The organism is Haloplanus rubicundus (assembly GCF_003342675.1).
GTDB lineage: Archaea > Halobacteriota > Halobacteria > Halobacteriales > Haloferacaceae > Haloplanus > Haloplanus rubicundus.
The window spans coordinates 193,881-213,640 of sequence record NZ_CP031147.1; the positions used below are offsets into that span (position 1 = coordinate 193,881).

Sequence of the window (19,760 nt, forward strand, 5' to 3'; positions counted from 1 at the left end):
GTATTCATCACTACCGTTCTACCAGCAAACGGACAGGATCCGATTCGACTCTACGGCTTTTTTCGATATTCTTCTCAAACTACCACGCCAGTCACCTTGCTGACCGAGACAACAAACGCTAAACCTTGAAATAGCATCCCACCAACGAGCAAAAGAGTGTTAGCGAATTCAGAATCTGCTCGAACCAGCCCGAGTCTACACGGATGTGGAGACAGCGGGTGGAACGGTCTGATCGCGTGAGTACCCCGCCCGACAGTCAGCGCATCAGCGAACAGGTGTGAGAGGAGGCCGAGAAAGACAGTCGCTCCGAGGAGTAGTGCGAGCAGGAGGGCGGGTAGGTTGACCGGTAATACTGACAGCCACGCGTATCCGCCCGCGACGACCAGCGCGGCGACCCCGGTCGCGAACCAGATCGTGTGGGTCGGCCCACGATGTGCCAACCACGCGTAGTCGTGATCGATATCGGGGAGTCGGCAGACGGCAACTGCCACCATACTCATCCCGAGACCAAGTACTCCGAAGACAGCTGTCAGAGGGGCCATTAGCACGAGCGCGGCACCGCGATGTCCATTTTTGTACATACTGACGAACTTCATTCCCGCCGGCGTCGACGGTTGAGCAGGCACACTTCGAGGAGTAGTAGCTTGGCTGTATCGCTGCCAAATTAGCTATTCCCCACGTTTTGCCCACAATCAGTGGTCATCGGCGCTTGATCCGAAGTGCGCATTGCGTACATTCTGAGTATTTTTGCTCAGAGGCGCCGGGATTCAACTGAGAATCGTCAGTATGCCCTCCGTCGCCGCCATCGTCGATACTGCGTTCAGATTGTTCATCGTGGCTGAACTGACGGCGAAGTACATCGCACTCTGTGCGCTCGTCGTTGGGGTAATGGGCTACTGGGCCTCTGGGTCAAACGCTCGCCGGTCGCTTCGCTTCCAAGGGATGATTCTCGGAGCGTGTGCAGCACTCGTGGCAATCTTCGGGCTGAGCGCGTTCTATGATCTCGTTGCGTACGTCATGGGTGGTTCCGGATTCCTCCCACCGGGTTGGCCCTACGGGGCCGTAGGCGCGAGTGAACTACTCCCGATTGCACAGGCCGTCTCAGGGATGCTCTCGTTTCTGGGCCTGGCCTGCTTCTCGCTCGGGGCAGCGCTGTGGGCTGTGGGCAGTCCGTGCGGACAGACACGAACTCGTGGCTACCACGGCGTCACCTACGGTCTAGTGATGATCGGCGTCTCGATGGGTGGGACTCTTTTCACCGTCTTCGCGAGCGTTTTCACCGCTTTGTAGCGCTGTCGGAGATTCCTTGCCTGTCACAGAATACACGGAACCGCGGTGGGGTTCGGGTAATTTCGTCACGCAGGAAGATTCGAATGAGGAACGTTTGAACAGCCGAACAAAATGTGGGGTTCAGTTGGTGACCGATCCTCTGGAGTTGTGATCGGGATGCTCTAGTCGTCGTGATCGCTGACTGGCTCAATCCGAACTAGCGGTTCAAAATCCTCTTGCTCAGCTGTCTCATCGCACATCCGCGGGACAACGTCCCAGATGACGCTGTAGTTCTGGTAGATTTCGTCGGTCGTGGGAAATTCGAGCCAGTCGAGCAGTTCGTTCACTGCCTCGTCGTAGGACTGATCCTGCAGTAGGTTTCGATTGCTGTACGCGAGCAGGCGGTCGCGCGTTTGTTCGCTGACGGGTATCGACTTCCTGCTCATGGCTGGGACGACCTCCTCGTGAGGACGGGGCCGTCTGATGGAGTTTTGACTTCCATGGTGGTCACTGCCTGTATGCTACCAGTCGGGAACTGCGACTACGAGTTCATCTCTATGAGAGTAGTTACCAATCTTAACTGTTACTCTACATCCCACAAAAGACGCATATTCCGGGAGGACTCTGTACGCAACGCGTACGAGTACGCATCGCGCACGGGTACGCAGTGCGAACACCTGATACTACAATCACGGTTGGGCGCAAACGGCGGCCGTGCAATGATTCCCAAGCACACCGTCGACCGACTGTCGAATCGCCTCACGCATCTGAAACCCATCCTGAGTTTCGAGATCGTCTTCATCGCGGTCTTCGTCACCCTCGTGTTCTTCACCGGCGGTGCCGCGGCACAGGCGCCGGTCGGCGGGGGAGGAGGAAACACATCCGGTTGGGAGACGATCCTCGATAACCTGTACAACGTCCTCTACATCACGCTCCAGTACGCTGGATTGACCATACTGGTGTTGGGGTTCATCGTCTGGCTTAGCGCCCGGAACAACTCACAGCGCTCCGAAACCGGCATGAAACTCACGATGGGTGGGGCTGCGATGGTCGTCGCGTACTTCGGGCTGGGTGCCCTCGTCTCCCTGCTTGAGTTCATCGCCGGGTGAGCTATCCACCCGCGACTCAGCACCACCTCTCGACCTCATCAATCTCCCGTCCATGAGTACACATCATCGTCAGCGGTACGTCTCACACACCAGCCATTGGGCGAACGATACGTCCCTAATCAAGGGGAGGCTTCGGAGGCCGACCCGTGCGTGAGCCAGATCGGTCGAATCGTCGCGGTCGAATACCGGATGTCAGCGACGACGAACTCCGCAAGGCTGTGGCGGCCCGCCTGCAGGGTACTGCTCCGAGCGACGTCGACCCTGGGGACTCAGAAGGTTCGCTCACCTCAGAGAACGTCGCCGCACAGGATACCTCGACAGGGGCGAGTGCGGACGGCGACGATTCGGATGACTCTTCGAGTGCCGCGGAGTCGAACGACACCACACGACCATTCATCAAGATCACACCGGCCCGCGAGCAGGTCACGCCGGGTCACGTCGTCAAGGCGCTATACGGACTCTACCGAACTGGTAGCGGCCGGCAGATGCCCTTCAGCCTCGAACAGCGACTCTCGTTCGTTAGTACACACCTCACTTTCGAGTTCCTGATCCACAAGCCACGGGCCACTCAGCGGTTCGACTTCTACCTCGGTGTCCGCCCCTACGAGCGGGAAGCCTTCGAGACGCTCGCGGCGAACGTCCGAGCGATGTACCCCGAGTCGTTCCACTTCGAGGTCGTCCCCTTCTCCGTCGTCGAGGTATTCGAGCCATCCGCCTCGGGGGAGGCCGCACAGCTCGCCGAGTTCGAAGGCATCGACGAACTCAGCCAACTGGAGGGCTTCGAGCCGCTCGACATCGAGGCGGCTCATTCACTTACGGGTGAGGGCCTAAGTGACGCCGACGAGCGCGAGCCACCCGAACTCGTCCGATGGCACGGCGTCGAGACGAAGAACAATGACTGGATGACCTTGCTTTCGCGATTTAGCGAACTTTCGTTGGACGCTGACGACGGGTATCGCTCCCCGTTGAGCGTTCTCCTCGAACAGACGCTCGCGACCGACGAGCCGTTCGTCTACCAGGTGGTGTTCACCCCGAAGCGCGACTGGACGACGGACGCCGAACGCCACAAGCGCAACCTCAAGATGGGAACAACGAGCATGTGGAGCGCGTTCAAGCAGGAGGCGGCGGCGACGCTGCTCGGGACCTCCGAGGAAGAACGACGCCAGCGTCACCGTCCGGACACACCCGAACAGATCGGCGGCACCATCAGCGGACCGGACGCCAGTGGGCAGTCTACTCAGCACAGCCGCATGGGTCAGATCGACCTCAAACAGCCCGCCGTAACCTTCGATATCTCTCTCCGAGCCGCTGGCGACACGGCCGTCATCGGTGGCATCGCGGGGGCTTTCACCGCACTTAGCGGTCCCTACTACGGGATTGAGGGGAGCGTGGTTGGCGAGGACGACCGCGAGTACCGACGACTCACCGAGGCCGGACTCGGGCGCGTCGGGTTCAGAGATCGCTTCAGTGACGACGCGCCGGTGATCGTCACCAGCCCGGACGAACTCGCGAACTTCGTTACAGTCCCCAGCACGGGGGCACTTCCCAAGCCGAGTCGCGGGGCGTCTGGTGGGACTCCAGACGTGCGGTCGCCACTGACCGCGACCAACGAAGAGCTGCTCCGGACCTTCGACACTGGAATGTGCATCGGTGAGGCGGAGACAGCCTCGCTCTCACGTCCGAATATTCCGGTTCACCTCACCGCAGAACAGCTCGTCCACCACGTCCTCCGGGCGTCGACGACGGGCAGCGGCAAGACGACCGCGATGATCAACGATGCGCTAACCGCCTACGCGGAACTCGACGGGCCGATCTTCATCTTCGATAAGAAAGGCGGCAGCATGGCCAGCGAGTACAAGCAGGCGCACTTTCACCGGTTTGGCGACCTTGACGACATCGTCCATCTGCCGGTGCCAGGCCCGAACGGCGAACTGCCGGCATTCCCGTTCTTTGATATCAGACCGCAGCTCGCCGCCGGGGTCTCACGAGAAGCGGCCGTCCAGGAGAAGGTAGATCGGTACAACGAGTTGCTTACGTACGTCCTCGGCGAGGAACAGCACAACCAGGCGTTCGTCGCCCAAGAAATCCTCTCGAACCTGATAGTCGCGCTCTTCGACCCCATCCACGGCGAGGACGCCTACGCGATCAGCGACCTGCTTACGGCGGCTACCGAGATGCAGAAGGCAGTCATCGAGATGCAGCGAACAGGCGCCGAGATACAAGGCGATCAGTATCTCCCGAAGGTGACGGATGATGATCTCGATCAAACGCTCAGACGTCACCTCAGCGGTGATCCACGCCGATTTGCAACCTCCATCGACGCGGTGCTGAATCGGATCACCAAACTCCGCGAACGCGATTTCATCTGGCGGATGCTCAACTTCGTTCCCGAGTGGGACGACACCGCCGACACCTACGCTGACGACCAGATGTTGTTCGATCTGGACGCGCTCCTCGACTCGACGACGGCCGTCCTCATCGACACGGGAGATCTCCGGCCAGCCTCGAGCAACCTATTCACGGTACTGATGCTCGATTATCTCTGGTCGTGGGTCCGGTTGCGCAAGCGCTGGGATCGGGATCTCCCCGGGCCGGCGGACGACTACTGCGTGAACCTGATTATCGACGAAGCCGCGCCGGTGCTGAAAGCCGGTCTGGTACGCAACGAGATGATTCCCGACGCTCGGGAGTTCGCCCTCGCATTCGAGGTGATCGTCCACTTCCCTGAACAGGTCAAACGCGACGCGCTGGACACGCGAGCGTACAAGGAGATCCTCCGGAACATCAACACCAAGCTAATCGGGAAGCTCGCCATCGACGACGAACTCGCGACGACACTGTTCCACGAGGACTTGGACGCTGAAGGGCTGGCCAACCGGGTTGCCTCACTCCCTCGCGGGGAGTGGCTGGCTCAACTCCCTGATACGGGGTTCATGACTGACACCCCGGAGCTGGTTACGCTCAAACCGCTCCCGATTCCGTCCGGTCACAGCGACAGCGACGACCCCGTACATCCTGGGACGTATCGCTCGGATCCCGGAGACGGAGGAGCGCAAGCACAGACCTATCAGGAGGCGGATCACCTCCAGTGGTCGCGCACGCGATTCACCTACTGCCTCCTGCCGGGAGTGAACTGTCCGCCCGATGCTGCCCAGCGTGTTGCGCGGTGGGGAGCTGGTGCCACGAATTCCGGCAGAACCGACAGGCTGGTGGAGGCGACCGAACACACCGGACGGCCCACTGACGAGGATCCTGGTGAGCGTCACAGCAAGCGCAGTAGTACCGACACGTCGAGCGAGCAATCGTCGGAGCAGAACGACGACCAGCCCTCGAACGAGCATGCAGACGGTCGCTCTCGGTCAGGTGGGGGCTCGAATGAGTTCGGAACGACCATGGGTACCGGCACGACACCCTCGGAGGATCTCTCCGTACGGACCCGAGATGATCTCTCTAGCGGGACACCTGACTCGGACGATTCCGACTCCCGACCCGATGGCGATGCCACATCCCGAACGTCAGATGGCGGTACCTCAGAACAAGACGCCAACGACGTGGCGCGAGATGGGGCGTTGACCGACGATGAGCGTCATTTTCTCCGCCGCGTGATCGACGCACTCAACGGGAAACTCGATGGCTACGATCTCACGGAGTCGATGACTACTATCAGGAATACCGCCGGTAGTGACATCGACATCTCGAAACTGGAGGAGTGCGGATATCTGGAGATCCAGCGCATCCGTGGTCGCAAGTACTACTACGTCACTCCCGAGGGACAGACGGCGGTCGACCGGACGCTGTACCGCGGTCGCAACACCGGTGACCCGCACGAAAAGGTTCAGCACAAAGTGTACGTCGAGTACCTCAAACGGTATATCGAGCGCCAGGACTTCGTCGTCGAGACTTACTATGAGCCGATGGGTGGCGGGATGATCTATGATGTCGCCGCATTTATCGAGCGCCCAGACGGTACTCAGCGCCTCCGGTGCGTCGGTGAGGTGGTCACGAATCTTCGCCCCGAGTGGATCATCAAGCACTACGACGACATGGCTCGGAACGAGGGCATTCTGCGGGTGTGGGTCGTCCCCAACTACGACACCGCACACGAACTTGTCAGAACCCTTCACGAGGCGGGACGAGTGAGTGATGTCCCATACAAAAGTGTCAACAATTACGAGATCATCTCCGAAGAGACGTTCGGTGACCTGACCGAGTGGCGTATCCTCGGCGCGACCAACCTCATCGATGCCGTGGAGGCATTCTCAGACGAGGAGAGCGAGTGATGTGTTGCAGGTCTCCTAGCGCCCTCAGATCGAACAGGAGCATCTTTCCGCGATGCTCGACTGTCCATGCAGGTCTTCGACGAATACATAGCTTAGTAGGGTTGGGTCCGTTGCTCACCGGGAGACCCACAAGCGAGCGCAGTCGGACGGTTTGGAGACCTGCAACTCGAAGTGGAGACGACGCACCTCGCTCACCCCAACAAGTCGCTCGCACGTCGCGTCTGATTCCGTCTGGACAGAGTCGGTCGTGGAGAGTGCTCGTCGGTCGCCGGACGGGCCAACACGCACCAGACACATTTCTGAGGCATCAACCGAGTGAACGGCGTAACGAGCGAGCTAGTGATCCGAATCTCTCACACGTCCGATACCGATCGCCACCACGCTCAGGATACCTATGACACCGACGCTTGACACCGATTCGATCCCCGCGCAGTTGACCGACCTCGAGCAGTGGATCTGCTGGCGTGAAGACGACCGCGACGGCAAGCCGACAAAGGTCCCGATCAAACCCTACCCGACGAGCGGGACGGTGTTCGCAAGCGCCACCGATCCGGGGACGTGGCGAGGCTTCGAGACGGCGGTGACATATCATCGCGAGTCGTCCACCCGGACCGACGGCGTGGGTTTCGTATTCGACCCTGAGGAGCGGATCGTCGGTGTCGACTTGGATCACTGTCGCGACGCCAACAGCGAGGAACTGGAGCCATGGGCTGCCGCCATCGTCGACCGCCTCGATTCCTACACTGAGGTTTCGCCCTCGGGGACGGGTATCCACGTTCTCGTCGAGGGGGAACTCCCGCCGGGACGGAATCGCCGGGGCGACGTCGAGATGTACGACCGGGATCGCTTCTTCACCGTGACTGGTGCGCACCTCTCCGAGACACCCGATGTGGTCGCCCGCCGGCAGGACGCCCTGCTCGCGGTGCATCACGAGTTCGTCCAGACCGCCGGCGACAACGAGGCGATCACGCTGACCGAGGCGACGGACCAGGCGACCTCGAATGGAACCCTACAGGGTGCGAGTGAGGACGGGATGTCGGCCCAACCGGTGGGGCCGCACTCTGGACTGCGCCGGAAGTTCGGCCGGAACCCGCCAGCGGTGGACGATCCGGCCCTTGAGGCGGCACTGCATGGACTGTCGCCGGCCGAAATTCCCGATCCCGTGCCCCGAACCATCGACGAGGTTGCGGGTCCGGGTGTGGACCTTCCGTACGCGGAACTGCTCAGGCGCGCGACGGCCTCGAAGAGCGGGGCGACTATCCAGGCGCTCCTCGACGGCGATCATTCGCTGTGGCGTGGACGGGACAGTCGCTATCCATCGCAGTCGGAGGCAGATATGGGGTTGTGTTTTTATTTAGCCTTCTGGACCGCTGGCGACCCCGAGCGGATGGACCAACTGTTCCGGGAATCTGGGTTGATGCGCGAAAAATGGGACCGGCGTCACTACGGGAACGGGGCCACGTACGGCGAGGTTTGCATCGCTCGAACCCTCCTCAAACTCGACGACTATTACAGCCCGCCGGCGAGCGACTCGAAAGAGGATGATGGGGTCGACCTGCAGAAGACATCAGAAAGGTCGACTGGACGAACTACTTCCTCCCCGTCGACTCCGGGAGCAGGTCCGCACCGTTCCACTGAGGGATCGACGGACGGTACAGTGCCACCACTCGATATGGACGCGGTCGAGGACGCCCAGCGGTTAGCAACCAAGGTTAGACGACAACAGGAGCAACTTGATGCCTACGAAGAGCGGATCGCAGACCTCGAAACGCGCCTTCGATGGTACCGCATTGCGCTTGATCTCCAGTCCAGCAACGCGTCTCTCCCTGGCGACGATCCACTTGAGAACGGGGCCGATACGGATGATATCGACCCACGAGGCGAGCCTGCTGCACCCCCTGAAGGTGACCTCGATATCGAGGAGTCGCGTAGCGATAATCGAGACGTAATCGAGCCCACGAAACAGACGCCCGGGTCATCCGCATCGGAGCACGAGTCGGAAATCTCGCCACCCGAGGACGAGGGTGAGTCACGACTGAGGGACTGGCTCCGGCGACGGTGGCTGTGACAAGCACGAGGCCTCTCCAGCCAAGAACAAAACGCGACGACAGGATTCCGGACGGCGATCTCCCATCCACCGATTCAGCCTGCCGCCCGGCCTTTATCAATTCCAAGGGAGTGAGGAGGCTGAGCACGGCACGAGGTTCCGACGCTGTGTTGGAATCGCGAGCGGTGCTCTGAGCGTCCTCAGGAGTGTTTCGAGATGTCGCAGACCACCACGACCGAGCTACAGGACCGTGCGGAAACAATCATCACCCACTTCGACGCGATTACGACGTCGCTGAGTGACGGGTTAGCGCTCGAAGGAGAGATCACCCGACAGGCAATCGAGCAGCGCCTCGATGAACTGGTCGCCCATCAGGTTCCCGTGGACGAGGCCGTTCGGGCGGTTGTCCGAGGGGTTATGCGCGATGCCGGACTCGAGCGATCGGATCTCCCGGCCGAACTCGCCACGCTGGCCGGGTACTCGACGGGCTCGCAGTTCGAGCGTGCGATGCTCGGGGACGTTGCAGAACCTGACCAGTGGATTGACCTCGTCGCCGAGGTCGTCGAACTCTGGGAGCCCCGGAGCGAGAAGATTGCGCAAGTCGGGCTACTCGGTGACGAGTCCGGCCGGCTCAAGTTCGTCAAGTGGGAGAGCGCGAACCTTCCCGAATTGGCCGAGGGGGAGACGTACCGATTCCAGAACGTCGTCACCGACGAGTACCAAGGCCGCTACTCGGTGAGTCTCAATTCAGCGAGCGTCGTCGAACCATCCGAGGAGCCGGTCAACGCGGCTGCAGAGGGTGTCATCATCAGTGGTACCATCGTGGCTATCCAGGAGGGATCGGGGCTGATCAAGCGCTGTCCCGAGCCCAACTGTACCCGGGTACTCTCGGGGGAGCGGTGTGCGGAGCATGGCGGCGTTGAGGGTGAATTCGATCTCCGAATCAAGGCCGTCGTCGACGACGGCAACCGGTCGATCAACGCGATATTCGACGCCGAGGCGACGACCGTGGTTTCAGGGTTGTCAATGGCAGATGCCCAGGCGATGGCGATGGACGCACTCGATACCAGCGTCGTCGTCGACGAACTCGTCGAGCGGGTGCTCGGTCGGCCCTACCGGCTCACTGGACCGGTTGTGGGCGAGTACTTCCTCGTCGACGACGTGGCCCAAGGGTCCGCCGAGGAGAATCTCAGTGACGAGGCGCTTGAACCTGCGATGACGGCCCGCCAGCCAGCTCGACGGATGCTCGCCCAAGAGATCAACGGTTCAACGCACACGTTTCAGGAATCCGACGAGGAGCGAGCGCCGGTGCTCAGTCTATCGCCGACTGGCGTCGCGGTGAACCGCGTGCTGATCGTTGGGGCGCTCACCGAGACGAGGGACGTCGGGTCGAGTACCGAGTACTGGCGAGGACGCGTGTACGCCGGCTCTGAGTCGGTCTTCGTCTACGCGGGGCAATACCAGCCGGAAGCGATGGAGTACTTCCAGCAGGCGGTCACGCCGTCGTACGTTGCCGTGGTCGGGAAACTCCGATCCTACGAGGCGGGTGACCGCGTGAACGTGGCTATCGAACCCGAAACGATTGTAACCGTCGACGAAACGACCCGCGAGGCGTGGTTGGCTGAAGCGGCCAGCCAGACGCGCGAGCGTCTCGACGCGTTTGAGACTGGCGACGCCCGGTATGGTGAGGAGGCGACGGCGGCCTACGGCGATAACTTGAGTATGATCGACGCCGCAGTCGTGGCTGTCACCCCCGCAGACGCTGCCTAATTCTAACCCTCTCCCTCTGGGTTGGGACGTCCTTGTTGATTCTCTCAACACCTGCCAGAACCCACGCAGTGAATAGAGAGGATGGGTTCAGTACGGCCGTCAATACGGAGCTCAAAGGCGGGTTGGCGCTCAACAGCGCAGCGGGTCTGTCAGGACAGCAGTGTCTCAAGTAGCAGTCACAGAGCGGATCAGGACGGGCGCCGCGGCTAAGTGTCAAATGTCCACTCGCTGCGGCCAGTTGCGCTGCTGTAGTGCCGGTCGGGTTTGAGGAACGTGTCGCGCTTCCACTGGAAACTCGTGCGATGGTTGCACGCGAGTCTTTCCTCCGTTTGAAGCACCCGCAGCCAGTGAGCGTACTGCGGGCCCACGGACTTGCTTGTGTGACCCCGATGGCGAACGTGCTTCGGGTGTTGTCTGAAACGTTTGCGACCTGAACTCCGCGGTGTGTGAGCTCGGGTAGACCCCATCGAGTCGCTAATCGTCTGGGAAGTCCGCTTCCCGAACGATTTTCTCTACGGCTTACCTGGTGTTCGCTGCGACGTGTCGTCTGGTCCAGAGCCGAACGAATGCTCCCGCGTCCTGCCGACTGACTGATGCCTCCGACCGCGAGACGTACGTTTCCCTTGATAGGCGGCCGACGATGTGTACGGTACCGGTATACTCGAACATCTCATCCATAGCTGATTTCGGAACGAACGTGTCACACTCGGGGACTCAGCCAACGAGTGCCCATCTGAACGGGTCAAAAATCGGCTCGTCCCACCCAACCTCAACGACGAACGTGTACGCCTCCATTGTCTTATCTCAGCCTTGCATGCTTCTCGCTTTGGCTGTGGCCGCGGGGACGCCTCGAGGGCGGACATGGACCTGAGGCTATCACGGTATGACGTGGGGACTCGCGATGATTGGTGCTTCGATGGGAGGACTACTGTTCACCGTCTTCGCTGGAATCTTTGGAATTTAATCACGCACTCACAGTTTGTCGTAGCAACGAGGGACCGAATCCTCGACTTCGAGCATTGGCTTAATTCTGGCATCAATACCGGTGTTCGTGTTTCGGTAGCCGTTTGCCCAGATCATATCGGGGAGCTCTATGCCGCCGTCGATGAGAGTGCACTCTAGCGTTTCTCGGAGGGTCAGTCAGCATTCTGTGTATCTATAGTGGCTGTAGCACAAATAGCCGCTATCCGTAGTGGAGTTACCTCGACGTTCTGTGTGTCTGACAAAATATTATGTTCTTCTATCCTCTACGGAGAGAATGAATTGATGAGTATGACCTCCCGAACCATTACTACTGATGCGATCGCTCGATGTGAGGCAGCACCTGATCTCGCGATAGTAGAGGCAGTAGCAATCGGTGAGGCTGAATCTGCCGGTGCTGCACGAGCCATCGCGAAAGATCGCGCATTCACTCTTCGGAAGTCGGTAACAGATGTTTCGCCCGACCAAGTCAGGACTGTCGATCTGCAGGTTCAGGATACGGATGAAATATTTGATCCTGCTACTGATGCTCCGTTTCAAGCGACTGAGCGACTTCACATCGAGTGCCTGCCAGAAAATGCTGAGGCAGTGGTGGTTGATGTGACAACTGCTGGAGGGCAGATTCAGTCCGTTCATTTCCACCTCCATGAGGACAAGCATCTGGAACTTCAGAACAAGGCCATCAGGTCGGCTATGGAACGTGCCCGTGAGAAAGCTGAGCAAATTGCATCTGTAGAGGGTCTTGTCTTAGCCGAGATTCAGGAAGCAACGACCAAAGAGGTAAGCACAGGGCTTGAAACCATTGCCGACGAGGCGTTTGCTTCGAGTCCCGACACGAATCTACATCCTGCCCCCATCACCGTTTCAGAGGGTGTTGAAGTCGTATATGAACTCGCTGAGAAGTGATCTGTAGCGATGGACGAGGTTGTAGATGGACTGTTCGTTGGAACGGCTAGAGACGCTGGGGATAAGGCGCTAATGTGCGAATACGGCGTTGAGGCCATCGTCTCGTTAACACATGAAGGTCCGGATGATGGGTTTCCCTCGGGCCTGAAGGTCGTACGTCTACCTATGAAAGATGGACCTCAAAACGATCAGCAGGTCTTCGAACAAGCTGTTACTCATGTGTTGTCTCGTCTAAGGACCAGTGACAATGTTCTCGTTCATTGTTCGGCGGGTGCCTCACGCAGTCCAGCGGTGGCTGCGACGGCGCTCGCGCTTTACAACGAAGTCGGATTAGAAACAGCGTTCGAACAGGTCAAGAATCGTCGGAACGCCGCTGACCCACACGAAGCTGTGATTCGACAGGCAGCTCGGATCTATACACAACACCGTGAGTAGGCTAATCGCCAGCATTTCAGCGATGCTTCTTGAGTTATCTGTATGCGAGTTGGCCTGATTTCCGATATCCATGCCAATCTGCCAGCCCTCGAAGCCGTACTGGATGATATGCCGCCTGTCGACGACATAATCTGTGCGGGTGATGTCGTCGGCTACAATCCTTGGCCACGGGAGTGTCTTGAACGCGTTCGAGCCGTTAGTTCACTTGTCGTACAAGGTAACCACGACCGAAACGTCGAGACACCACACCGCTACGAACACAACGAAATGGCTCATGCTGGACTCGAACTCGCCCAAAAGGAACTGACCGATGAGCAGCGAGAGTGGCTCGCTGAACTCCCACTACGGATGGAGTTCGCGGAGGATGCGTATCGGTTGGTGCATAGCCATCCGGATCCAAACAGGCTCGGCTCCTACGTGCGTCCGGCACAGTTCCCGAAGATGCGACCCTATCTGGATGAGTACGATGGAATCGTACTCGGCCACACCCATGTCCAGCATGAAGCTACGATCGACGGTCGGCTCATCGTGAATCCGGGGAGTGTCGGCCAGCCACGAGACCACGACGAGCGTGCTGCGTACGCGGTCCTCGATACTGCTGCTGACGAAGTCGAGCTCCGCCGGGTGCAATACGATATCAATCGAGTGATTACCCGTGTCGAGGAGTGTGAACTTCCTACCCAAACCGGGACGCGACTTCTCGACGGTTCGTGAAGCTATCTCGAATGTCGAGTTTGCCTATGTATAAGATATTATAGAAAAGTTCACAAGGTGGATGGTTTCAGGATTTCTGGAGATGAATCACCTGATCAACAAGTGTGCATACTGAACTCCTTTGCCACATCTAAGAGGTTAATTTCCTCCGAAGTCGGGGTTGCGGAGATTTTCTTGCAGCCCGACAGTGCTAGGTTCACCGTGGAGTTCGATACTTTCCAAGCTCTGGATGATCTCCTCTAAAGCAGTGTGAATCTCTTCTAGTTCCTCAGTACTGGCTGTGATTTGGTCTTCAATCTGGTTCAGCTCCTTTTTCATCTCAAGTTTACTGGCCCCGTGTTCTTCCGGTTTTTCTTCCAAGCTGTCGAGGTGGTTGTAAAGCTGGTCAATATATTGTTTGAGTTCTTCTTCTGATTCGAATTCGTCCGGGATGTTAGGTATCCCAGTCATGATTTTTGTCGGAGCGACTGTTGTGACCAGTAGCATCATCCAGAAGTTTGATGATTCCGGTGTTGGTGCTCCTTCATTGTTGATATCCTAGCCGAGAAACTTAATCTTGGTGCGTAGCTGGTCAATAGAGGCTTTTACTTCGTGTGCAACAGAACAGCGTCGGAGACGTTGGCGCCGGTGAAATCAGCATCAGAGACATCGGCTGCGGGGCAGCGGGCGTGTGTGAGGTCGGCATCGGAAAGGTCCGCACCGACCAGTTTCGTCTTGGTGAGACTCGCGTTTGACAGGTCGACCTTGGTGAGGTCGGCCTCACTGAGAACAGCGCGGTTGAGATTGGCGTCTGAGAGGTCTGCCTCAATCAAGTTGGCCTCCCGAAGGTTGGCACGAGTGAGGATAGCCTCTGATAGGTCTGCACCGGCGAGGTTGGCTCCGGCGAGAAGCGATCTAGAGAGATCGACACCGGCGAGGTCTGCATCTGGATGGATGTCAGCAGGTGATACATCGTCATCGTTTGGAATTTTGAAGTCGGGATCACTCATATGAAAGTACGAGTGTTGGTCAGGTTATATTCTTATCTCCGTCGATTATCTGATTCTCGTTTCGTCCCGGTACGTTGATTTGTCTGAGGTAGATGTGACACGGTGATCAGCGGACGTCGTAGCTCATTACAACTCCCGGCACCAACCCACACGAAACCGCTCGTAGATGGTATTGTTTGCACACGTCTATTGAATAGCTGTCTCAATGCGGCTGTCCGTGAAATCATTACTCCGTGAACGATTATACGATGCGCCGTCGATGTTATACTAATAGCTTCAGTCACGCGAAAACGTCGGACGATATAGTCATTTACGTTGAATCAGCTGCCAGAGCAACCTTTCGGCATAGAAGTCACCAACCAGCAGTGCGCAGAGCATCGATAGTCTTTCTCAGCGTCTCGGAGGTACGGAAGGGGGGAGCGAGTTCCAAGTCGACGGGGCCGCTGTAGCCTAATGAAACTAGAACCTCCACTATTCTGTCTAGGTCATGTTGACCGTCCTGTGGTGGGAGATGTTGCACCTCTCCAGGTGGCTCCTTGAGTCCACGCAGAGCATCCTCTCCGATCCCATACTTGTCCCGGATGCTCTGGAGACGATTAGTTTCCGTAATGGGTAGCGACCCGTGAAGGTGGACGTGTGCTGGGCACCCAACTGCATCCAACATGGCGAGCGGGTTCGGTGCGTGACCGAGGTCGACAGTAAACTGGACTGGCGGCACCTCAACGTCTTCTGGTTGCTCGCGCTGTAAATCCGCTCTCGCCTTCTCGAACTTCGCCACGTCCGATGCCTCGGTGAGAAGATATTCGAAGGGCCCTCTCGGACAGACGTTCTCAATCGTCAGGGCCGGAACGCTGTCGAGATTCTCGTTGCTCTCAAGTCGATATAGAGCGTTTCCGAGCGTCGCGACCAGCCGTTTTCGTCTTCGCTGTAGATCCGCGTTCTCGTTCGCGTAGGTTCGCGGTGGGTGGAAAACGAACACTGACGGGTCACAGTAGGAGTAACGACTCACACCGTCGTCGTCAGCGTCCCTACCCGACTCCCGATCTTGGAATCCGAGTTGTGCATCAAGGACCTTGTCAGCGCAGGCTTTCCCTCCCGACGAGCTACAGCCACTGAGCAGAGGGGTGCAGTGGACCGATTCCACGTCGAGATCACGTTGTGATGCATGTTTCACAGCGGATTCGTTGTACTGCTCTTCATTGAGGAACGACCCGAGTGGTCCATGTCCCCCCGGTGGATCTGGCGTGAAAAGCTCGATACTGAGATCCATGTTGGCGATCGTACTGAGGTACTCCTGACGAACGGGGTTCTCGCTGGAAAGAACGTGACGCGGGATAGAGACACGGATTGGCCGTCCCATCAATCGAAAATCGAGTCGTGGAACCGATAAGTAAGTTTCCCAGCCAATATCGGTTACCGATCACCCATATTGAGTCTATCATCGGCCTTACTGATGTGAGGAGGGATTCCAGTAACAAAATAGAGGACGAGAAGAACGTGCGAGAAACTACCGAACCATTACATCGTCTGCATCGATAGTTCGGCTATGCTGGTTCCCATATTGATGTCGGCATCTCCTGAGCATTTCAGTCACGCCGAGAGCCTCGCGAACGGAATCGAAGCAAAACTGGATTGGAAGCATACAGAGTCTCTATCTCGGGACAATACCCTCTCAGATGAATGTGAGATGCAGGGTGTCTCTCCTGAATCCATTACCAGTATTCACCTTCCACCTGGGACAAGCCAGCCTCAAGGGTTAAGCGTAGCACCGGGGAACGTCGGCGACATAACCGATTTCGTACATAGGGCGTTCGGCGACCGAGTTCATCCCACATGGCTGACCGTCCACACTACGCGTACGTTCGACTACCGGGAGCACGTCGAACGGCTTGCGACAATTACCGAAGTCGGTGGCTATCCCCTCGCAGTCGAGAACACGCCCGACTCCTCGTTCTACCACACACCCGAGGATATTGCGGCGCTGGCTTTTCTCGCCAAGCAGGTACCTCGACTCGATGACGTGTCGATACTAATCGATACTGCACACGTAGCGATGGAACGGCGTGCGCTCACCGTTGACGACAGAGCGTTTGAGTCCCTGCTGGAGCGTGCCGATGAACAACTTCGTGACCAGCTATCAGAGGCCTTCCAGCAGTTCCTGCGGGACAATGTGAAACAAAGCAAGAATGATTCCGATCTCGACGTAGCACCCCCTCCAGAGGAGAGTCCGTGGCGTCCCGTATTCGCCACGCTCGCAATCGTCGGTGGTTCGCAAATCCAAGCAATCCATCTCAATGACCCGACTTCAGATGGGCTTCCCGAAACGCAGCGCCCAGCAGACGGGCTTCGGTGGGTGTTATCGTACTGCAATAAACACGATATTGCGGTCGTGCTTGAACCAGGTGACGCAGACCGTGAGTCGATTGCGGAAACAATCTCGGAGCTACCTATCGTTGGCTAACCCCGTACTCACTACCTCAGAAATCCCGGGCCTTGTTGAAACCCTAGCTGAGAAATCTAATGGAGGATATCACAAGGGGAGATGATTGACCTCCCGAAATCACAACTTCTCCAGCTCGTCGAACGTGCGATAGTGCTGGCTCGCGGTGCTGTGGCCCGATTCTCGACACGCTATTCACGGAAGCGATTCAGGCACTCTCCAACAGTTCTAGCGTCTTCGGATCGGGTTCATTGTCGTAATACTGTTCTAGCGCTATTCTGAACGGGGTTGATTCATCTGCGACCGTATCGAAGAGCGTCATAGAGGAACGAAACTTCAAGTCGTCTGGGGACCCGAATATCTCGTTCGCCGAGCGTCCTTCGATAGCATTCACCAATTCCGTGCATTCGCGCAAGCGCGGACCTAGTATCGGATGTGCCAGATAAGCCTGGGCCTCGTCTCGTGACGATATCGCATAGCGCTGCGCCTTCCGACTACGGCCGAGCCCCTCCATCTGAGGAAAGACAAACCACATCCAGTGAGTCCGCTTGCGGCCCGACCGCAGTTCCTTCTTCACATCTTTGATCACAGGATCCTGTGCCTCAACAAACCGCTGCAGATCGTACGGATTACTGGAATCTGTCATTTTCTATCGGTTCATTGTAATTAACTCGTTAATAAAATAGTTGAGAACTCCGACCAGAGTGTTTGGTCAACTCATGGGATTAGTCAATTCCGATACTCGGTTTTTGAACTGATGCCGTGCGAGAGTCGCGCTGTGTAGTAGTACGATCGCCAAAATATATCATCTACTGAAGGTTCCAACAGAGTGCAAGTCCCCTATCAGGGATATCCGAGCATAAGTAGTCGTAGCGATTACAGGGAGCGTATCTGTCTGTTCGGACCGCCTGCAACTTGAAGAACCCCTGATCACCGCCACGAAACGTCGACTTGCTCCGCATGGAGGGTTCCATCCTGGCTGATAGAAACGCTCGAGACCCCCGCGTCGCCCGGGTTGTGTACGTACGAATGTCCGCTGGTAGTCGGGATCGCTGTCAGTCCGCGTTGGTGGGTATGTCCAGAGAGACAGGCGTCGGCACCAGCCGCCGCCAGTGCGACCCGAAGCGCCACGGAGCCGAAATGGTAGTCTCCGTCGTGCGAGTGCTGTCCGCGGATGTCGAACAGTACATTGAATGGGGAGATGTGGCTTGCGACGATGGTCGGGCTGTTGGCTCCCTCTACCAATTCGACGAGCGTCTCGAAGCGGGCATTGAGCAGAGCGAGCGATGTCTCGAACGAGGGGTTCGTCGCCTCGGTGCCAAGTTTGTGTGCGAGGTTCGTTTCGGACAGGTCGCCGGCGAGGTATTCTCCTGCCGCACGGAGAAGAGTGCTTGCGACGGCATCTGGCGTCCGTACCTCGTCTTCGACTGGGATGTCTGGGTAGTCAGGGGACAGCAGGGCTGGCGTGAAGTCGAACTGCTCACAGCCCCATCCGGCGACGGTCAGCGACCAGTCTGCCCCCACGACCACGTTTCGAGTAACGCCGTGAAGTGAGTGGATGTTCGTGAGCCCCTCACTAAGCCGCTGGGTGCAGTCGACAGGATCGTGGTTCCCAGGTACCGCGAGTACTGGAACTCCCTGCTCATCGAGACGCTCGAGGAATGCCCGGCCCCGTTCTTCGTAGGCTTCGCCGGCCGACACGGACTTGGCATGCTCGCGGTTCTCGTCGACCACGTCACCCAGAGACAGCACGATGTCGTGTGTTTCGACCGGGAGATCTGCCATCGGATATTGCGTCCCTGTCGCCCGGAGGTGTAGGTCGGAGATGACCAGGAAGTCAACGGTAGGGCCCTCGACACTGCAGATTTCCTCGGGGCTGGATTCAGTCATTTGCCTCTATGGCGTGCTCAGCGATGGTTCGGTCGGGGAATCGTTCGCCACAGGCCAGATAGTCGACCAACCTGTCGGTCGCCAGCGGGCGGTAGTCGAGTAGCTCGACCGAGAAATTGACACGTCGGCTATCGTGGTCGACGAAAGGAAATCGGTCCGGCCAGTTGTTGTGGTGGGGCCGTGAAGCAGCCACCCCTTCCAGTTCGAGGGGCCGTCCGCCGGGTCGTGGACCGCGTGGAACGGAACTCCTCGGTGCTCGAACCGAAACTCTTCAACGAACTGGACCCGGTCCAGTTCTTCTAGTACGATGCTATCGTGGTTACCCAGCAGAAAGACGATCTTCCCGTTGAGTTCGTCGAGCCAGTCCAGAAGGGCCGCAGCTGACGTACGAATAGTCAAATCGCTACCGTACAGCACCTCGTCATCCGGGTCGACTACGGCATTCCAGTGCTTGACCAGCGTCTCGTTCATCTCCTTGACTGAGCTGAACGGCCGGTCGCAGTAGTCGATGATGTTGTCGTGGTCGAGGTGGAGGTCTGAGATAAGATAGTCCATTATGTATTGGTTGGTGTCATATTCAAGAGTGACGGCGAACGTGATATGCGTATCCCCAGATAAATGCCAATGTTCCTACTACGGCGAGGTAAACTGCTGTGGTAGTATAATCGGTACTAAGCGGAACAAACGGGTGTGAACTTATGATACTTCCAAGCGACTCCATGGCGGCTTCAATATCTCGGGTTGTGATGAGTAGTTCAATGAGCCGAGAAAGGACAGGCCCGACAATGACGACGACAACAGCCGCAACTGCATGAGAGAGGCCAGTCCGCTTGGGCATGGTGATACTTTGGACGGAGATGTGAAAAATTTTCATTTGACACAATTGGGATAGAGTGATAATCTATGTTCGATATGCTCAAAAAGCAGTCG

17 protein-coding genes and 1 pseudogene are annotated in these 19,760 nt (G+C 57.9%); 9 read left to right on the top strand and 9 right to left on the bottom strand.

Going from position 1 to position 19,760, the window contains the following annotated elements; genetic code table 11:
- Positions 1 to 74: 74 nt before the first annotated feature.
- Positions 75 to 596 (bottom strand): metal-dependent hydrolase, encoded by a 522-nt coding sequence (locus DU484_RS00765; RefSeq protein ID WP_114604815.1) that lies wholly within the window; start codon positions 594 to 596, stop codon positions 75 to 77.
- 190 nt (positions 597 to 786) lie between these two features.
- Here DU484_RS00765 and DU484_RS00770 point away from each other — a divergent pair, with 190 nt between their 5' ends.
- Positions 787 to 1,290, top strand: coding sequence for a hypothetical protein (locus DU484_RS00770; protein WP_114604816.1), 504 nt, complete (start codon positions 787 to 789; stop codon positions 1,288 to 1,290).
- A 161-nt stretch (positions 1,291 to 1,451) separates the two neighbouring features.
- Here DU484_RS00770 and DU484_RS00775 read toward each other — a convergent pair whose 3' ends face one another.
- Positions 1,452 to 1,715 (bottom strand): hypothetical protein, encoded by a 264-nt coding sequence (locus tag DU484_RS00775; protein WP_114604817.1) that lies wholly within the window; start codon positions 1,713 to 1,715, stop codon positions 1,452 to 1,454.
- Between the two features lie 273 nt (positions 1,716 to 1,988).
- On the opposite strand from DU484_RS00775, the gene DU484_RS00780 reads away from it, so the two are divergent.
- The 7 genes and pseudogenes from DU484_RS00780 to DU484_RS00810 all read left to right on the top strand — a co-directional run bounded on the left by DU484_RS00780 (position 1,989) and on the right by DU484_RS00810 (position 13,511).
- Positions 1,989 to 2,378 carry a hypothetical protein gene (locus tag DU484_RS00780; RefSeq protein ID WP_114604818.1) on the top strand — a complete coding sequence of 130 codons (390 nt, stop codon included), beginning with the start codon at positions 1,989 to 1,991 and terminating at the stop codon, positions 2,376 to 2,378.
- Between the two features lie 146 nt (positions 2,379 to 2,524).
- Positions 2,525 to 6,658 (top strand): hypothetical protein, encoded by a 4,134-nt coding sequence (locus DU484_RS00785; RefSeq protein ID WP_157969460.1) that lies wholly within the window; start codon positions 2,525 to 2,527, stop codon positions 6,656 to 6,658.
- Positions 6,659 to 7,091: 433 nt separating this feature from the next.
- Positions 7,092 to 8,726 carry a phage NrS-1 polymerase family protein gene (locus DU484_RS00790; protein ID WP_157969461.1) on the top strand — a complete coding sequence of 545 codons (1,635 nt, stop codon included), beginning with the start codon at positions 7,092 to 7,094 and terminating at the stop codon, positions 8,724 to 8,726.
- Between the two features lie 195 nt (positions 8,727 to 8,921).
- Positions 8,922 to 9,875, top strand: a pseudogene (locus tag DU484_RS20650) (replication factor A); the annotation flags it as partial.
- Between the two features lie 1,866 nt (positions 9,876 to 11,741).
- On the top strand, positions 11,742 to 12,362 hold the full coding sequence (locus DU484_RS00800; protein ID WP_114604821.1) for an SIMPL domain-containing protein: 621 nt from the start codon (positions 11,742 to 11,744) through the stop codon (positions 12,360 to 12,362).
- 9 nt (positions 12,363 to 12,371) lie between these two features.
- Entirely contained in the window at positions 12,372 to 12,797 is a 426-nt protein-coding gene (locus DU484_RS00805; RefSeq protein ID WP_114604822.1) for a dual specificity protein phosphatase family protein, read from the top strand.
- A 42-nt stretch (positions 12,798 to 12,839) separates the two neighbouring features.
- The gene (locus DU484_RS00810) at positions 12,840 to 13,511 is read left to right on the top strand and encodes a metallophosphoesterase family protein (RefSeq protein ID WP_114604823.1); all 672 of its coding nucleotides are present in this window, start codon (positions 12,840 to 12,842) and stop codon (positions 13,509 to 13,511) included.
- A 138-nt stretch (positions 13,512 to 13,649) separates the two neighbouring features.
- On the opposite strand, the gene DU484_RS19295 is transcribed toward DU484_RS00810, so the two are convergent.
- The 3 genes from DU484_RS19295 to DU484_RS19300 form a co-directional block, all read right to left on the bottom strand.
- Positions 13,650 to 13,961, bottom strand: coding sequence for a hypothetical protein (locus DU484_RS19295; RefSeq protein ID WP_157969462.1), 312 nt, complete (start codon positions 13,959 to 13,961; stop codon positions 13,650 to 13,652).
- A gap of 134 nt (positions 13,962 to 14,095) precedes the next feature.
- The gene (locus tag DU484_RS00815) at positions 14,096 to 14,500 is read right to left on the bottom strand and encodes a pentapeptide repeat-containing protein (RefSeq protein ID WP_114604824.1); all 405 of its coding nucleotides are present in this window, start codon (positions 14,498 to 14,500) and stop codon (positions 14,096 to 14,098) included.
- Positions 14,501 to 14,852: 352 nt separating this feature from the next.
- Positions 14,853 to 15,860 carry a hypothetical protein gene (locus tag DU484_RS19300; protein WP_157969463.1) on the bottom strand — a complete coding sequence of 336 codons (1,008 nt, stop codon included), beginning with the start codon at positions 15,858 to 15,860 and terminating at the stop codon, positions 14,853 to 14,855.
- A gap of 186 nt (positions 15,861 to 16,046) precedes the next feature.
- Here DU484_RS19300 and DU484_RS00820 point away from each other — a divergent pair, with 186 nt between their 5' ends.
- Positions 16,047 to 16,961 (top strand): hypothetical protein, encoded by a 915-nt coding sequence (locus tag DU484_RS00820; protein WP_114604825.1) that lies wholly within the window; start codon positions 16,047 to 16,049, stop codon positions 16,959 to 16,961.
- 187 nt (positions 16,962 to 17,148) lie between these two features.
- Here DU484_RS00820 and DU484_RS00825 read toward each other — a convergent pair whose 3' ends face one another.
- The 4 genes from DU484_RS00825 to DU484_RS19305 form a co-directional block, all read right to left on the bottom strand.
- Positions 17,149 to 17,586: a DUF1810 domain-containing protein gene (locus DU484_RS00825; protein ID WP_114604826.1), complete on the bottom strand. Its 438-nt coding sequence runs from the start codon at positions 17,584 to 17,586 to the stop codon at positions 17,149 to 17,151.
- A gap of 284 nt (positions 17,587 to 17,870) precedes the next feature.
- The gene (locus DU484_RS00830; protein ID WP_343198712.1) at positions 17,871 to 18,725 is read right to left on the bottom strand and encodes a metallophosphoesterase; all 855 of its coding nucleotides are present in this window, start codon (positions 18,723 to 18,725) and stop codon (positions 17,871 to 17,873) included.
- A gap of 111 nt (positions 18,726 to 18,836) precedes the next feature.
- Positions 18,837 to 19,385 (bottom strand): metallophosphoesterase, encoded by a 549-nt coding sequence (locus DU484_RS00835; protein WP_114604828.1) that lies wholly within the window; start codon positions 19,383 to 19,385, stop codon positions 18,837 to 18,839.
- A gap of 22 nt (positions 19,386 to 19,407) precedes the next feature.
- The gene (locus DU484_RS19305; protein WP_157969464.1) at positions 19,408 to 19,668 is read right to left on the bottom strand and encodes a hypothetical protein; all 261 of its coding nucleotides are present in this window, start codon (positions 19,666 to 19,668) and stop codon (positions 19,408 to 19,410) included.
- Positions 19,669 to 19,760: the final 92 nt, after the last annotated feature.

What these genes read in the sequence shown, in the direction of transcription:
- DU484_RS00775 (WP_114604817.1), bottom strand. Translation starts at nt 1,715, where the DNA reads ATGAGCAGGAAGTCGATACCCGTCAGCGAACAAACGCGCGACCGCCTG.
- DU484_RS00810 (WP_114604823.1), top strand. Translation starts at nt 12,840, where the DNA reads ATGCGAGTTGGCCTGATTTCCGATATCCATGCCAATCTGCCAGCCCTC.
- DU484_RS00820 (WP_114604825.1), top strand. Translation starts at nt 16,047, where the DNA reads ATGCTGGTTCCCATATTGATGTCGGCATCTCCTGAGCATTTCAGTCAC.
- DU484_RS00830 (WP_343198712.1), bottom strand. Translation starts at nt 18,725, where the DNA reads ATGGCAGATCTCCCGGTCGAAACACACGACATCGTGCTGTCTCTGGGT.
- DU484_RS19305 (WP_157969464.1), bottom strand. Translation starts at nt 19,668, where the DNA reads ATGCCCAAGCGGACTGGCCTCTCTCATGCAGTTGCGGCTGTTGTCGTC.
- DU484_RS00765 (WP_114604815.1), bottom strand. Translation starts at nt 596, where the DNA reads ATGAAGTTCGTCAGTATGTACAAAAATGGACATCGCGGTGCCGCGCTC.
- DU484_RS19300 (WP_157969463.1), bottom strand. Translation starts at nt 15,860, where the DNA reads ATGGGACGGCCAATCCGTGTCTCTATCCCGCGTCACGTTCTTTCCAGC.
- DU484_RS00825 (WP_114604826.1), bottom strand. Translation starts at nt 17,586, where the DNA reads ATGACAGATTCCAGTAATCCGTACGATCTGCAGCGGTTTGTTGAGGCA.
- DU484_RS00800 (WP_114604821.1), top strand. Translation starts at nt 11,742, where the DNA reads ATGAGTATGACCTCCCGAACCATTACTACTGATGCGATCGCTCGATGT.
- DU484_RS00770 (WP_114604816.1), top strand. Translation starts at nt 787, where the DNA reads ATGCCCTCCGTCGCCGCCATCGTCGATACTGCGTTCAGATTGTTCATC.
- DU484_RS19295 (WP_157969462.1), bottom strand. Translation starts at nt 13,961, where the DNA reads ATGACTGGGATACCTAACATCCCGGACGAATTCGAATCAGAAGAAGAA.
- DU484_RS00805 (WP_114604822.1), top strand. Translation starts at nt 12,372, where the DNA reads ATGGACGAGGTTGTAGATGGACTGTTCGTTGGAACGGCTAGAGACGCT.
- DU484_RS00835 (WP_114604828.1), bottom strand. Translation starts at nt 19,385, where the DNA reads ATGGACTATCTTATCTCAGACCTCCACCTCGACCACGACAACATCATC.
- DU484_RS00815 (WP_114604824.1), bottom strand. Translation starts at nt 14,500, where the DNA reads ATGAGTGATCCCGACTTCAAAATTCCAAACGATGACGATGTATCACCT.
- DU484_RS00780 (WP_114604818.1), top strand. Translation starts at nt 1,989, where the DNA reads ATGATTCCCAAGCACACCGTCGACCGACTGTCGAATCGCCTCACGCAT.